The organism is Ignatzschineria sp. 22MB058224 (assembly GCF_058188435.1).
Map to the genome: position 1 here is coordinate 142,418 of NZ_CP187366.1, position 15,932 is coordinate 158,349.

11 protein-coding genes are annotated in these 15,932 nt (G+C 36.1%); 4 read left to right on the forward strand and 7 right to left on the reverse strand.

The window, feature by feature from the left end:
- The 6 genes from ACPF7B_RS00550 to ACPF7B_RS00575 all read right to left on the reverse strand — a co-directional run bounded on the left by ACPF7B_RS00550 (nucleotide 1) and on the right by ACPF7B_RS00575 (nucleotide 8,964).
- Nucleotides 1–1,647, reverse strand: a complete 1,647-nt coding sequence (locus tag ACPF7B_RS00550; protein WP_490505695.1) for a glutamine--tRNA ligase/YqeY domain fusion protein — start codon at nucleotides 1,645–1,647, stop codon at nucleotides 1–3.
- A 94-nt stretch (nucleotides 1,648–1,741) separates the two neighbouring features.
- Nucleotides 1,742–2,716 carry a metal ABC transporter substrate-binding protein gene (locus ACPF7B_RS00555; protein ID WP_490505696.1) on the reverse strand — a complete coding sequence of 325 codons (975 nt, stop codon included), beginning with the start codon at nucleotides 2,714–2,716 and terminating at the stop codon, nucleotides 1,742–1,744.
- A gap of 157 nt (nucleotides 2,717–2,873) precedes the next feature.
- Complete coding sequence (gene tilS, locus ACPF7B_RS00560; RefSeq protein ID WP_490505697.1) at nucleotides 2,874–4,208, reverse strand: tRNA lysidine(34) synthetase TilS; 1,335 nt, start codon at nucleotides 4,206–4,208, stop codon at nucleotides 2,874–2,876.
- 100 nt (nucleotides 4,209–4,308) lie between these two features.
- Complete coding sequence (locus ACPF7B_RS00565; protein WP_490505698.1) at nucleotides 4,309–6,090, reverse strand: autotransporter assembly complex protein TamA; 1,782 nt, start codon at nucleotides 6,088–6,090, stop codon at nucleotides 4,309–4,311.
- 90 nt (nucleotides 6,091–6,180) lie between these two features.
- Nucleotides 6,181–7,404: an aspartate kinase gene (locus ACPF7B_RS00570; protein WP_490505699.1), complete on the reverse strand. Its 1,224-nt coding sequence runs from the start codon at nucleotides 7,402–7,404 to the stop codon at nucleotides 6,181–6,183.
- A 138-nt stretch (nucleotides 7,405–7,542) separates the two neighbouring features.
- Entirely contained in the window at nucleotides 7,543–8,964 is a 1,422-nt protein-coding gene (locus ACPF7B_RS00575) for a sodium:proton antiporter (RefSeq protein ID WP_490505700.1), read from the reverse strand.
- A 365-nt stretch (nucleotides 8,965–9,329) separates the two neighbouring features.
- Between ACPF7B_RS00575 and ACPF7B_RS00580 the strand changes: the two genes are divergently transcribed.
- The 3 genes from ACPF7B_RS00580 to ACPF7B_RS00590 all read left to right on the forward strand — a co-directional run bounded on the left by ACPF7B_RS00580 (nucleotide 9,330) and on the right by ACPF7B_RS00590 (nucleotide 14,503).
- Nucleotides 9,330–10,202, forward strand: coding sequence for an NAD(+)/NADH kinase (locus tag ACPF7B_RS00580; RefSeq protein WP_490505701.1), 873 nt, complete (start codon nucleotides 9,330–9,332; stop codon nucleotides 10,200–10,202).
- Nucleotides 10,203–10,476: 274 nt separating this feature from the next.
- Complete coding sequence (locus tag ACPF7B_RS00585; protein ID WP_490505702.1) at nucleotides 10,477–11,517, forward strand: amidohydrolase family protein; 1,041 nt, start codon at nucleotides 10,477–10,479, stop codon at nucleotides 11,515–11,517.
- A gap of 1,324 nt (nucleotides 11,518–12,841) precedes the next feature.
- The gene (locus tag ACPF7B_RS00590) at nucleotides 12,842–14,503 is read left to right on the forward strand and encodes an HsdM family class I SAM-dependent methyltransferase (RefSeq protein WP_490505703.1); all 1,662 of its coding nucleotides are present in this window, start codon (nucleotides 12,842–12,844) and stop codon (nucleotides 14,501–14,503) included.
- Here the strand turns inward: ACPF7B_RS00590 and ACPF7B_RS00595 are convergent.
- Complete coding sequence (locus ACPF7B_RS00595) at nucleotides 14,484–15,314, reverse strand: hypothetical protein (RefSeq protein ID WP_490505704.1); 831 nt, start codon at nucleotides 15,312–15,314, stop codon at nucleotides 14,484–14,486. The genes ACPF7B_RS00590 and ACPF7B_RS00595 overlap by 20 nt on opposite strands.
- A gap of 191 nt (nucleotides 15,315–15,505) precedes the next feature.
- Here ACPF7B_RS00595 and ACPF7B_RS00600 point away from each other — a divergent pair, with 191 nt between their 5' ends.
- On the forward strand, nucleotides 15,506–15,646 hold the full coding sequence (locus ACPF7B_RS00600) for a hypothetical protein (RefSeq protein ID WP_490505705.1): 141 nt from the start codon (nucleotides 15,506–15,508) through the stop codon (nucleotides 15,644–15,646).
- Nucleotides 15,647–15,932 lie beyond the last annotated feature (286 nt).

The window sequence follows — 15,932 nt, forward strand, 5'->3', positions numbered from 1 at the left end:
TTATTCTCCGAAACTATCTTTTAACTCAACAACACGGTTGAATGTTAAATTATCATGCTTTGAGTCACGTGCATAGTAGCCAATTCGTTCAAATTGATACGCTTGACTAACAGGCGCATCTTGCAGGGAAGGTTCGCCTTTACCATGAATGATCGTTAATGAGTCATGATTAAGATAATCTGTTAATTCACCAGGCATTGCATTTGGATTTTTTTCTGTAAAAAGAACATCGTAGTTGTGGACGGTAATATCAATTGCATCTTTAGCATTGACCCATTGGATAACCCCACGAGCTTTCGCTCCTTCTACATTTTTGCCAAGCGAACCAGGAACCGCTTCAGCAATGACCTCAACAACATCACCATTCTCATTTTTGATGATATCGGTTGCTTTGATGATGTAAGCACCGCGAAGGCGTACGAAATCACCAAGTACAAGGCGTTTATAACGTTTGTTAGCCGCTTCTTGAAAATCAGCTTGATCAATATAGAGCGTATTACTGAAGTTAACCATACGAGTGCCGCGAGATTCATCTTGAGGATGATTCAGAATTTCTAAGGCTTCATCGGTAGTAATATTTGTTAATGTAACTTTAAGTGGCTCCAATACTGCCATCCGGCGATCTGCTTTTTCATTTAATACATCACGCATTGCTTGGCTTAGTTGTTGAAGCTCGATAAGATTTTCAGATTTTGTTACGCCGATACGATCACAGAAAAGGCGTAGTGCCTCAGGAGGACAACCACGACGACGTAGTCCCGCTATTGTTGGCATTCTTGGGTCATCCCAACCATCAACAAAATTTGATGTTACTAAAAGCGTCAAAAGACGTTTAGACATGACGTTGTACTCAATATTTAAGCGGGAAAACTCATATTGACGCGGTGTGTGTTCCATTTCTGCTTGTTCAACACACCAGTCATAAAGCGGGCGGTGATCAGCAAATTCTAATGAGCATAGAGAATGAGTAATACCCTCAATCGCATCACCTATGGAATGTGCGAAATCATACATTGGGTAGATACACCATTTGTCACCTGTTTGATGATGATTTTCATGACGAATACGATAAAGTGCAGGATCTCGGAGATTCATATTAGGTGAGGCCATATCAATTTTTGCACGAAGAATTTTTTCACCATCTTTAAACTCTCCTTTACGCATTCTTTCAAAGAGATCAAGATTCACTTCAATTGATCGATTGCGATATGGTGATTCAATACCAGGTTCCGTTAAAGTTCCACGCATCTCGCGTATTTCATCGGCATTACTATCATCCACATAAGCCAATCCTTTTTTGATGAATTTAATGGCAATTTCATAAAATTTCTCAAAATAGTCTGATGAGTAGTGAAGAGAATCCCATTTAAATCCCAACCACTCGACATCACGTTTGATCCCATTGACGTATTCAATCTCTTCTTTTGTTGGATTTGTATCATCAAAACGGAGATTACAACGCCCTCCATAATCTTTTGCTATACCAAAGTTAAGGCAGATAGCTTTTGCATGCCCAATATGAAGGTAACCATTGGGTTCTGGCGGAAAACGTGTATGAATATCCGAAGGACTCTGGTATTTACCAGTCTCAAGGTCTTTATCAATAATTTGACGAATGAAATTGGTACGGACAATATTTTCAGACATAAATCTCGCTGCCTTTAACTTTATTAAAATTAGTATGAATTAAATAGCTAGAATCTTAGCATGTTTCCAACTATTTTTCGATTTTAAAAACGCCTCATTTACGGGCTTGATTTTGAAGAATTTTAGAAATCTGATTAACATTATGCTTAAAGAGATCGATGTACGTATTTGCAGGCCCATCTTTTGTTAATGCATCTGAGTAGAGAATGCCGCCATCAATTAAGTTTAAATCCTTCGCAAGTGTTGAAATAAAACGTGAAGGGGCAATATTTTCGCTAAAAATAGCGCGGATATCTTCCTCTTCAACGAGCTTATAAAGTTCCGCCATTTTTTTGGCCGAAGGTTCAGCTAGCGGATTGAGATCTGAGACAGCAATGAAATGGAGGTGGTACTGTTTTGCAAGATATCCAAAACTATTATGGAGAATCATCAAATGAATGTGATCATCATGCGCAAGTTTTTCTTTTGCATATTGATTAAGAATTTCCAACTCTTTTTGGTATTTTTTGAAGTTTTCTGCAAAAAAATCTGCTTTTTCTGGCGCAACATCTGCCAGTCCTTCTTCAATATTTTTAGTCATGACGATAACATTTAATGGATTTTGCCAGATATGCGGATCAAACTCGCCATGATCATGTCCGTGATGATCGTGCTCTGCATGGTTATGTTCATGATCATCATGGTGATGATTTTCGGAGGCATCATGGCCATGATCATGATGATGTTCTGCATTAAAAGTGAGTAATGGTACATTAAGACTTGCATCAATAACTCGACCTTTATAGTCATTTGCAATAATGATTTTTTTGAGCCAATTGTCAAAATCGACACCGTTTAAAATAACAATATCCGCCTGCTGAATCGTGAGAATATCTTTTGGTGTGGGTTCAAAGCTATGGGCATCTTGATCTGGGCCAATAATCGATTGCACTTCAATCTCATCCTGCCCGATATTTTTAGCGAGGTCTTCAAGAATTGAGAAGCTCGTTACTACTTTTAATGGTGCTGAAAAAGCGATGGTTAACGATACTAACGTTGCAAAAAAAGTTGATAAGATGAGGCGTTTCATAAAAAGCTCCTATATTAATATCATGGTAATTGTAACTAATCCTCATTTTGCAAGTCGGCAAAATAATATTGAGGATATGTAAATATGATATAGGACGTGTCAAGCATTTTACTTTAATTAAGGGAGTTTGTCTGATAATCATGCATTTTCGAGGTTGTTACTGTTGAAGCAGGCTGAGTTGAGGAATAACACCTCTATTTTGTAATTTGTCTGCTAAGTTTTTTGACAGCCCTAAATGATTTGTCCAAAGAATTTCTTCTGTGGTTGTATCGACAAGAAGATAGCAATGATTCCTTTCCCAAAGAGGTAGATTTTTTTCTTGAAGTAGTTTCTTTAGTGTTTGACTTCGATTTCTGTTGATAGGATGGAAGCGTTCACCGCCATGACGTTCTCGTAATTCTAAGGAGAGCGATTCCCAAAACTCTAAAGGGGGAGCATGATTAGCTTCAACAAAACGATAGGAAAGAAGATCAGAGAGATTTTTCTCCTTATTTTGATAAAGATAAAGATGATCTTGAAAATAGCCTACCCAAAATGATTCAATATTAAAAGTGGAGTGATGTGTTGGAGGTTGCTCTATAAAAACACGGAAAAACTCATCTAGCTGTTTTTTAGATAAAATCAAATTTAATGGGCGAATCCATGCTTGGAGAAGGTTTTTCTGTCGTAAATAGGTGAATGTTTTGAGAACATCTAGATTTAAAATGCTTTTGATCTCCACTGATATTGACGAGGTATGGGGTCTGATACACTTTTGTAGATCTTCTTCGGCAACTTCTTGCAGTAGATCATCCGCTTCTTGCATAAATTGTGTGACTTGATAGAAGGACTCTTCATAGCGAGGAAAAGATTCTTCCATCGTTTTAAAGAGTCTATTTCGAATAATGTTACGCTCCATATTATCTGCTTCGTGATTGGTATAATCTTCCATCCATGGAATATTGAGTTCTACCGCTGTTTCATACAATGTTTTTTTAGAAATTGAGAGAAATGGGCGAAAGAGGTTAATGGTATAAGGATCAAACTCCACGCTATTAAAATCACGCATTGCTCCCAAACCTCGGATGCCCGCTCGCCGTAAAATACGCTGCATTAAAGTTTCAGCTTGGTCAGATCGATGATGCCCCACGCAAAGTAGTGAGTTTTCTATCATCGTTTCCCCAAATTTACGATAGCGCATTTCTCGGCCTGCCGCTTCTAACCCTCGAGGGTCATGTTCGGTAAAATGTACCTCGTAATGGTAATGAGTAAACCCATAATGTTCCGCACGGCGTTTTGCAAAATTAGCCCAAAGATGAGAGTAATCATCGTGCCAATTATGATTAACATGAATTGTGTAAATGGGTGGAAGTTGCTCTTTAAACGTATAGAGCCAATGGAGCAGGGTATTAGAGTCTACACCGGCACTGAGTGCTACATAGAGCGCACTTTTTGATTGCAATTTCTTTGCATAGTGATTAAAAGTATCAAAATACCATTGAGGCAATTGCATAATCTCTCCACGATAAAATAAACACAAGGTTTTATCATACTCTGATAATACGTTAAAAGCGGTTGTTTATTTACTCTATCAGATAAATGGGCATTGAATATTATAGATCAGCGCCGATGTTTAGATGCAGCCTCACAGTATCACCAAACTCTTTATTAAATCCGTGAGCAAGGTCAAACTTTACTGTACCAATCGGTGAATACCAACGAATTCCAGCGCCGGCCCCATATTTGAGTTCCATTTTGTGATTATAAGCATCCCCTGCATCGACAAATCCAACAATAGAGAAGCTTGGGGAAAGTCGATGTTCATACTCTAAGCTCATTACAGCGAGTTTTTTCCCACCATAAATATCGCCATTGTAGCCTTTATCGCCGATTCCATCATATTTATAACCACGAACAGAGTTATCGCCACCGGCATAAAAACGAAGACTTGGTGGCAAACGGTGGAGATTATTGTTACTAATTTGTGTGTGTCCGACAAGGCCTCGAATAACAAAACGATTATTTTCCGTCATAGGAACAAATGCCGTAATGCCAAGTTTTGCTTGTAGGAAAGAGACTTCTCCTAACAGCGATTTAGAAGAGCCGCGGAGCATTCCTTCGATTTTAAATCCGAGTTTATTAAAAGGAATATTTTCAGCAGTTTTCCATTCACCATAGAGTGCTGGGATTAAAAACTTACTTGTTTGGCGCGCTCCGGTGATATCACGAAATCTATCATATTGGTAATGGAGTGAAAATCCATATTTATATTGTTCTCGTGTTCGCTCTTTAGAGGCTCCTACAAGATAAGTTGTATAATCTTTTGTGGAAGTATTTTCAAAGTCGTATTTTGCAAAAATATTATATTGATCATTGATCGGATCGGAACCAGGAATTTGATAGTTAATAAGGGCATCACGTTTTTTCTGAGCCAAAAGGAAGTTTGTATTGAGGCGATGCCCATATTTGTTAATATAATGCCAAGTAATTCCGCCCATCAATTTGATGCCAATATCTGAGGAGTATCCTGCCCCTAAAGTCAGAGTTCGTTGTTTGCGTAGTCTGAGGTAGATATCCAAAGGAACATCTTTCTCTTTATAATTAATTTGAGGAGCGATCACGACATCCTCGAAGTAGTTCGATTCATTAAAAATTGACTGAAGTTTTACCAGTTTTTGATCACTATAATCATTGTTTTCTCGCATATTATGCAAGAAACGATAGAGAAATTCCGGTGCAAAATACTCTTGATGGAATGTTGTCTCACCAAAAACATATCGATCTCCAAGGGTCATTTCGAGATCAATATCTGCCTGATAAGTATTTAAATTGACGATTAACTCATGTTTTGGGAAAAAGGCATCAAAATATCCAAGTTCAGCCGCTTTTTGGGAGAGCTTTCCTTTGGTTGACTCATACTGCGGATGGCTTAATGGCTGTCCTACTTTCATCTTTGTAGAGTTGATGATTTTTTCAAAAGCTTTATATTCGCTTTTAGCTTCATCTGTCGGGCGATTTTTAAGTACTTCGAGATCAGTTACGCTTAGCGTTAATTGGCCAATAGGAATCTGCTCATTGGGCATTACTTTATAAACAACACTTACTTTTTCGTTACTTTGAATAAGATGAGCATCAATTTTCGCTCGATAGTATCCATAAGGCTCTAGTGCGTCAGCAATTTGCTTTACACCTTCTTGGTAGAGCCATTGGATGCGTAGTTCAGGTGGAGCTTCTTTGCCATTTAGAGAAAAAATTTCTGCTGCATTTTGAGCATTAGTTAATGCTTTTTTATTCGTAATACCTTCGATCGTCACATCCATCATTTGTGCTCCTTGCACAAATGAGAGGGTAGAGAGACTGAGTAATGACGTTAGCAATAATCGCAATTTTTTCATAAAATGGCGCCGTTAAAACAATTTAACGGCGTTTATCCTGTTAATTTTTTAAGTGATTGAGGTTATTATAATAAAAATTAACGATTCTCTCTATTTCTCGTCTAGTTTAAATGCATCATGGAGCGTGCGCACGGCAAGCTCATGGTATTTACTATCGATCACAACAGATACTTTAATTTCTGAAGTAGAGATCATCTTAATATTAATTTTCTCATTCGCAAGCGCTTTAAACATCAAACTTGCCACTCCCGCATGTGAGCGCATACCAAGGCCGACAAGCGATACTTTTACAATATCAGTATCACCAAGAACTTTACGAGCTCCCATCTCTTTAGCTGATTGCTCTGTAATTTCCAACGCTCTATCGAAGTCGGTCTCATTAACAGTGAAAGTGAAGTCTGTTGTACCATCTTGTGAGATATTTTGGACAATCATGTCCACTTCAATATTGGCATTGCTAATTTGCTCAAGAATGTTAAAGGCGATTCCAGGTTGATCCGGGACACCTAAAACAGTTATTTTTGCTTCATTTTTACTTGTGGCAACACCGGAGATAATGGCTGCTTCCATGTCAATATCCTTCTCTGTAGTTATAAGGGTTCCTTCATTTTTCTCGATCAACGAAGAGAGAACACGGATAGGAACCTGATTTTTTGCGGCTAGCTCAACTGAGCGAATTTGTAATACTTTTGAACCAAGGCTTGATAGTTCAAGCATCTCTTCAAAGGCAAGCTTATCAAGTTTACGTGCTTTAGGCTCAATGCGTGGGTCGGTGGTATATACACCATCGACATCAGTAAAAATTTGGCATTCAGATGCCTTTAAACTTGCAGCAAGTGCAACTGCTGTTGTATCAGAACCACCACGGCCAAGTGTCGTTACAGAACCTTCATCTGTCACGCCTTGGAAACCGGCGACGACGACGACATATCCTTTGTCTAAATCTGTTTGAATTGCAGAGGTGTCAATATTTTTAATTCGTGCTTTGGTATGTGCTTTATCAGTCAGAATTCCCGCTTGATTACCAGTATAGGATTTAGCTTTAATTCCCATCGCCTCTAAAGCAATACAAAGAAGTGAAATACTTACTTGCTCGCCGGTTGATACTAGTGCATCCATCTCGCGAGGATTTGGACGTTTTGTTAAGGCTTGCGCAAGCTGAATCAAACGGTCAGTTTCTCCGGACATTGCCGAAAGCACAATGACCATTTGATGCCCTTTTTCGTGATATGTTTGAATACGGCGGGCGACATTTTGGATTCGTTCGATAGTTGCAACAGAACTGCCCCCATATTTTTGTACTAACAGAGTCATTATTTTTATCCTGCCTAATTGATGATAAGTTCGATGTTGTAAGCCATTATAAATATGAGCCAACACTTTTAAATATTACAAGAAAGCGCTAGAAAATCTAGCGCTTTTTTAACTTTTCCTCACAGTTGTTTGTGCTTTTTAGAGGAAAATAAAGTTGAGAAGAATATAGACGGGAACTAAGACTATAATTGCTATAAACATATATCCGAAGAAAGAAGGCATTTTGATTCCTTCTTGTTCAGCCATCGATTTGATCATAAAGTTTGGTGCATTGCCGATATAAGTCAAAGGTCCTGTAAATACTGTACCCATAGAGATTGCGAGGAGCGTTGCTGGCATTACATTCATGAGATAGTCCGCTGCCACCATGCCATCAGGAGCTTGGGCACCTGCCATTTTAAAGAAAACAAGGTAAGTCGGTGCATTGTCAAGGAATGCTGAGAGTACTGCTGTTACCCAGAAGTAAACTACATTGATTGGTGAACCATCTGCTGCATGTGTCACATCGACAATTGCGCCGAGAGCACCTTCACTTCCTGCTTCTAAAATCGCAATCACGGGGACGATCGTTAAGAAAATTCCTGCAAAAAGTTTTGCTACCTCTAAAATCGGTTCCCAATTGAAGTTATTTGCCTGACGGATTGATTTAGAGGTAATTTTGAGAGAGAGAAATGTTAAGAAGATGAAGAAGAGATCACGGAATACGTTTTCCATTTTAACCTTCACACCGAACAGATCCCATGTTTTTTCTGGATGCCATACACCGGAAATAATAATTCCCAGAAGAACGCCTAAAATAATGAAGAAATTCTGTTTTCCGATAATAACAACAGTTGTTTTTTCCGTAGGTTTTGCGATCTTTTCTTTACGGAAATAGTGAAGATCGATAAAGTAGAAAACCGTTAAGAGAACCACCGAGAAAATTAATACGGGTAGGAACATATGTTCTAGGGTCCAGAAAAAATCGACCCCATTCAAGAAACCAAGAAAGAGTGGTGGATCGCCTAGCGGTGTTAAGCCTCCCCCAATATTTGCTACTAAAAAGATAAAGAAAATAGGGATATGCATGCGATGTTTACGATTACGGTTCGCCATTAATATTGGACGAATCAGTAACATCGCGGCACCGGTTGTTCCCATAACGGAGGCCAATATGGTGCCGATTGCTAAGATCGAGACATTAAATTTAGGGCTTGCCACTAAATTCCCGGAAATATTAATTCCGCCGGAGGCGGCGAATAGAACCAATAATAATAAAATGAAAGGGATGTACTCTTCTATTAGTGCATGCGCGAAGATGTTAGCACTAATGTTGAAGTCATAGGTGAAGAGTAGTGGAATAATAAAAAGAAGTGACCATGCGGCAGTAATTTTTCCAAAATGATGCTCCCATATTCGTGGGGCAAAAAGAGGGAAAATAGCAATCGATAAAATAATTCCAATAAATGGAATCGCCCATAGGGGGGAAAGAATGGCACCATCAAATGTGGTTTCACTGCCTGCTAAGGTAAGGCTCGGAAAGAGCGCAATGCTTAATAAAAGAAGAAGGGCTTTACGCATTATACCTCCAATATACATTCGCGTAGTTTAATCGGACTTCGGCTCATAGGCGGGAAGTAATGTATCGAAGAGCTGTTTAAGCATCTGCAGTCAATTTGATCATTGATATTCCTATTTTATAAACAGTATTTACTAGAAAAAGGTATACAAATACAATTTAACCGATAATATTTTTAATTGTATAAACCAAAGACTATTCATAAGAATAGTTTGATTATTTTTATGACTAAGGCTAAAGCGTCTTCGATGTTGACGCTTAGGTTTTCTTTAATACGTATCAATAAAACAGTAAATTAGCACTTTCTTGATTAGACTAACATGCTATGCTATTGCACTACTTTAAATAATTCACAATAGCACAGAATATGAAAAAAATTCAAAAAATAGCCTTAATTCTCAGTAATAAAGAGTCAAGTGAAGTGCAGGAAGCGGTTGCTCGCGCTAAAAATATTATGGCTGAAAGTGGCGTTTCTTATTTTGAAGTTGATAATTATCGTTATCGGACAGATTTAGAATATCCTGCGGATATTATGAATCAAATTGCCGATGTGGATTTGATTATTGCTTTTGGCGGAGATGGTACCTTTTTAGGAATTGCTCGTAAAGTGCATCATTTTAATATTCCCATTTTAGGTGTGAATCTCGGACGTTTAGGGTTTTTAACAGATATTGATCAGCGTACAATCCATACATATTTGTATGAGATATTGGAAGGAAAAGTGTCATTTGAAGAGCGGTTTCTTCTTAAAGCATCGCTAGATCGTGATTTTCGCTCTTTTGCGATGAATGATGTGGTCATCCATAAGACCGAATTATCTCGCCTCATAGAAATTGATGTTTATGTGAATGACCGTTATCTTTCAACATATCGTGCAGATGGTTTGATTCTTGCGACACCTACGGGATCTACCGCTTACTCGTTATCAACAGGCGGCCCGATTGTCTATCCGACATTACCGGCAATTGTGATTTCACCTGTTTGTCCACATACCTTGAGTCATCGTCCATTAGTTGTGCCATCGAGTAGTAAAATTACTGTGATTACGAGTGATCGTGAGCGTGCGCCGGTAAATGTGACATGTGATGGACAAGAGTTATTTACGCTTTCAGCAGGGCAGGTTCTGACAATCGAGCAATCGGAATTCCCATTAACACTTCTTCACTCAAAAGATTATCATTATTTTTCAACATTACGTGAAAAATTAAACTGGGGAAATCAGCCTAATATTCGTCGCTAGCAGCTGGTGAAAAGATATTCGAAGATATTTTAGGAATAAAGCTTGCAAATTTTTTTTTGAAGCATAGAATGTACTCGTTTGTTTTGAACACGGCAATTAGGAGAGATAAAAAATGCAAAAGAGAGAACGATCTTTCGCGGTAGGGGATTTCCGAATAGGAGTTCGCCGTACTATTTCTTCTAATTCTATTTTTTAAAAAAACCTCCAATTTGTTGGAGGTTTTTTTTTGTCCGTAGTAACGCCGTGATGAATTTTAAAAAATAAGGAGATTCCTATGAGCACATTAGTTGAGAAAGAGCATCGTATTTACACAGACACTCGTAGCGTCAAGGCATATCTGCTAAATAATATTAAAAAAAATGGTGGGTGGGTGAATGCTCATATGCATGGAGATCGTGCATTTACGATTGATTATGAAGGATTTGAAGTCTACCAAACCCAAACATTAATTGAAAAATGGGATACAGTTGATCGTATTAAACGTAATATGACGGAAGAAGATTATTACCGTCAGTTCTCGATGGGAATTGAACGTATGATCGAACAAGGTGTTTCAGCGGTAGGAAGTTTTATCGATGTCGATCCTATTTGTGAAGAGCGTGCAATTAATGCCGCACTTCGTGCTCGTTTAAATTATGAAAAAGATATTACAATTAAATTGGTGAACCAAACGTTGAAAGGCGTTATTGATAAAGAGGCACGTTACTGGTTCGATAAAGGTGCCGACAAGGTCGATATTATTGGAGGGCTCCCACGTCGAGATCTCCGTGACCATGGTGAAGGTATGGATGCTGTGCATATGGATGTATTGATGCAGACAGCAAAATCACAAGGAAAAATGGTTCATGTTCATGTTGATCAGTTTAATTCTAAGGATGAAAAAGAGACCGAGCTTGTTGCTGATAAAACAATTGAACATGGCATGGAAGGACGAGTTGTTGCGATTCATAGTATTTCGATCACTGCACATGATGAAGCATACCGTAAAATGCTTTATGAAAAAATGCGTCAAGCAAAAATGATGGTGATTGCATGCCCATTTGCTTGGATCGATAGCCCTCGGCGTGAAGACCATGGCCCGACACGTAATGCTATTACACCGGCAGATGAGCTTGTGAAGGCAGGTATTCCTGTGGCAGTTGGAACGGATAATATTGCAGATTATATGTTGCCATTTAGTGATGGTGATATGTGGGAAGAGTTAAAGCTTCTCGTTACGGGTTGTCGTTACACCGATTTAGATGAAGCGATCAATATTGCGACCAAATATGGTCGAATGGTGTTAGGATTAGAGCCTTATAAATTAGCAAAATAGAGTTATTTAAATCGTTACTAAAAGAGAATTTTAGCGAGTTCTTTGAAAAAGAGTTTTATAGAATGTTATAAAACTCTTTTTTATTATTTCTTAGATTCAAGTATGAAGTGCAACACTCTTTAACTATTTGAAAAATAAGTAACATGTAATAAATACAGCCATTATCCATCCCTTTAAGAAGTCGAATTATGTTGCACAATTCACATCCTATCTTAGATGAACGATTTAAAATTTCTGTATTAATGCAAAACAACATTGCTGTTACAAAGATAGCAAGAACACTTCATTGAGATAGAAGTACTATCTACCGAGAAATAAAACGCAATCGAGGATTAAGAGGCTATTGACCAAAATAGGCCAATACATTTGCAAGGGATCGCAAAGCTTATAACCAAGTACGATTAACTGAGTTTTTCTGGCATTATGTAGCGTATCTTTTACAGAATCACTGCTCTCCTGAATAAATAATGGCCGATTAAAGATACTTGGTTGGAGGGATGTGGGATCCATTGAGGCGATCTACCTTTTTATCTACCAAAATAAAAAAGCAGGGGGACTCTCTATACCTTTCTACGTAACCCAAAAAATGTACCGAAAACGATCATTTAACGGTAATGATTATCGGGAAGAGTTGAGAGTTGGGAAGAAGGCACGATTTTTGGGAAGGATCACCGTGGTGTACTATTAACCTATGTTGACCGATAAAATTAGAGATTTGCCCAATATAAAAGCTGAGTTAATAGTAAAAGTGAGCATTGAGCTTTTGGAGATCACCCCGTATTAACGATTACATTTGATAATGGAAAAGAATTTTCAGATCATGAGAAAATTTCTGAAGAGCTAGGGGGAAATATCTATTTTGCAATGCCATATCATTCCTGGGGCGAGGAACGAATGAAAATACAAGTGGCCTAATCCAACACATCTTCAAAAAAGATCAAGCTTTAGATAATCTAGATCTAGCAGATGTACAGCGAGTTGAAGATCTTCTGAATAATAGACCTAGAAAAGTGTTAGGATATTTAACGCCTTGTGAGTTTTTAGCTAAAAACTCATCTGTTACACTTTGTTCGTATTTGAATTTACTGCATAAGTAAATAGATCATAATTTCCTATTAGCAATACTCTAAGAAAGGTACAATAACCTGAATATACCTATTGACTTAATACATAGGGGTACTAGTTTTGAAAAAAGTAGTAAATAATATGAAAGTTCTTATCTCTCGCTCAAACAAGAAAATAAAACTATTATACGAGTTTATGAGTGGGGGAATATACAAATCACTGATCTGACTTTCTAATAAAACTTAAGAGATACTGAAAAATGTTTGAAAAATTTGTTAAATGGATAGATTCTAACGTTAAGAATATTTCATTTGAAAAAGAAGAAGTCAACAATATCAAGAGTATATTCGATTTTTTCTTACTAAACAAAACTATCGATCTTGATATTTCTTTTTTTAATCAGATTCATGATAAAAATAAACAAAAGCTTTTAGGGATCACATATACTCCTGAAGAAATTAGAAACATAATTATTCAAGATACTTTTGCTAAAGTCAGTGACTATAAAAATATAAAAATTTGTGACCCTTGTTGTGGTAGTGCCGCTTTTTCTATCGATATAGCTATTAATCTGCATCAAAAAGGGATTGGTATCATAGAAGCCTTCAATAAAAATATATTTATGAAGGATATAGATAAATCATCAATTCTCTTGTCTCTATGCAATATTTACTGTTTTGTTATAAATAAAGCAATTGATCCAACATTGATATATCCCAACATTGAAAATTGTGACTTCCTATTTTCAGATGATAAATTTGATATTTTTATAACAAACCCACCTTATATTAAATTACAAAACATTAAAATAGAGGATAGAGAAAAATTAAAAGCTAGATTTAAAGACGTGTTTACAGGATCAATTGGTACTGCACCATTGTTTATTGCTAATATGCAAAAAAATTTAACTGATAAAGGAGCTATTGGCATTATTACCCAAAATAATTTATTTACTTCGAATTCTGCTGCAAATTTAAGAAAAAATATTGGGGAATATATATTTAAAATATTGACATTTGGAGCCAACAAAGTATTTAAAGATATAAGTGCTTATACTTGTCTATTATATATATCTTCTGAAAAACAACAGAAGTTTAATTATATCAAAGATGATAATTGCTATACCCTATACAATTCTCAATTAAATTATAAAAAATGGAGATTAGGATCTCCTGATGAGTTGGATTTTTTAATAAAAACAGAGAGTAATGGGGAAAAGCTGAAAAATTTATGTGATATTTGGGTAGGAATTGCGACCTTAAAAGATAAAGCCTTTACTGTTTTTAAAGATGAAAATAACTTGTGGTACTCTTCATGTCCTAATGGTAATCTCTTTGAGATAGAGTCAGACTTAGTGATGCCTTTAATAAAAATATCTGATATTAATCATAGCGATGATATTAATAAAAATAATAGAGGAATTATTTTCCCCTATTTAAATAATATACTTATACCTGAAGAAACTTTCAGAGTAAAATTTCCAAAAACATACATAGCTTTATTACAGTGGAAAGAAGAGCTACTAAATAGAAGCTCTTCTAAGAACAATAAATCACTTTGGTTTGAATGGGGCAGGAATCAAAGTATGACTCCTGTAAAAAACAAACTTCTAACAAAAACTTTTAATAATGGTAGTAATTTTATATATGACCATACAAGCAGTTTATTTTCTAATGGTTACGCGTTAAAACCCAAAGAAGATACCTCTCTAACGTTGGAGTTTATTCAAAAAATATTAAATAGTGATTTTTTTGAAAATTATGCAAAGTTAACCTCTTTTGAAATAGAGGGAGGTTATCAATGCTACCAAAAAAACTTCATAGAAAACTTTTGTATCCCCAATAGTCTAATATCCGACCAAAAAAAATTATTAGATAGTAATATTTGTATTGATGATGTAATTAAAGATTATTATTTTTAATATAAGCTTTAATTAATCTTTCCTGAAATCCCCTAGGTTGTATCAATGAAAATTCTTCACAAATATTCTCTGGATATCCTAATTCCAAAAGACTCATAGAGTCAAAAATAATTTGACCATCATTATTTAAATCTATAATTAATAAGCAAGAAGCATCGACCATATATATTTCATCTTGATCATCGCTTCTAGTCATAAAATGAAATTGACGTATAAATTTAGCAATATCAACAGGTTTACTAACTGTCTTAAAAATATCTTGATTTGACTTTTTCGTATCTAGTTCGACCAATGGTATAACATATAACTCTCCTAGAGTTACATTAGGTAATCGAATCCTTAAGTTTACAGTTTCGGCAATGGCTCTCTCCATTAAGGTATCAAAGTTCTTATTGACACTGCTCATTTGACTACGTATACCACATAGAATACTTTGATTTGAAGCAGTAAACCCTACTTGATCGGTCACTTCAAGCTTCTCTAGATATTCTTTATTTTTAGAAGATCTTAAAAAAGTTAAATCTTGATCCTTTCCTTTTAATGCTCCATATATCTTTTGCTCGGGTTTTATATCCCCTAACGGTGGATATACATCCCAGCTAAACTTATTTAGTTTTTGATTATTCATCAGAGCATCATACAAACTACGCTGCAAATACAAATGAAATATTTGGATTAAAGTTTGACTTCTAATGAGTGCTTCCTTAGATTTTGTTCCTGAAGGATATTTTGTTCCATTATAAGTTCTAGTGACAATAGCTTCTTTAATTGTCTTAGTAAAATCGAATGCCGATTGTTGTAAATCGATCATATTAATCTCCAAAATTTCCCACTATAACAAAATTAAAAAACATCCTTATAAATATACAGAAAAATTTTACCTAGAAACACCTCAATTATTTTTAGAGTTCAGTAAGCATCTATCCCAAATATATTTATCTAATGATAGTTTGGATAGGCTACCCCATTAGTACGATTTTTAATCGATGGATTCAACAAGATATGAAGATCGGTTCTTTTAAAGAAAAGAACAATCGTTCTGAGGAAGAAAATGAACTCATTCAATTGCGAAAAGAACCTAAAATTCTCAGTATGGGAAATAATATATTAAAGCAAGTAGCATTGATAATGGGACGAAAATAATTTTTTCATCGAAATTACCATGCGATTATCGGATTTATCAACTCAAAAAATTGTTAGTCACAGCATAAGGGATTCATAAAAATGCTTTTCTTGTCACGACTGCTATTAGTCAATTATCAATGAATCTATCAAGCATTGATATTTTCCACTCTGATCGAGGTAAGGAGTTTGATAATCAGCTAATAAGCGATAGTTGAACAACTTTTGGTATTAAGAGATCGCTGAGTAAAAAAGCTTTCCGTACGATAATGGCGTTGCAGAAGCGACTTTTAAATCCATCAAAACA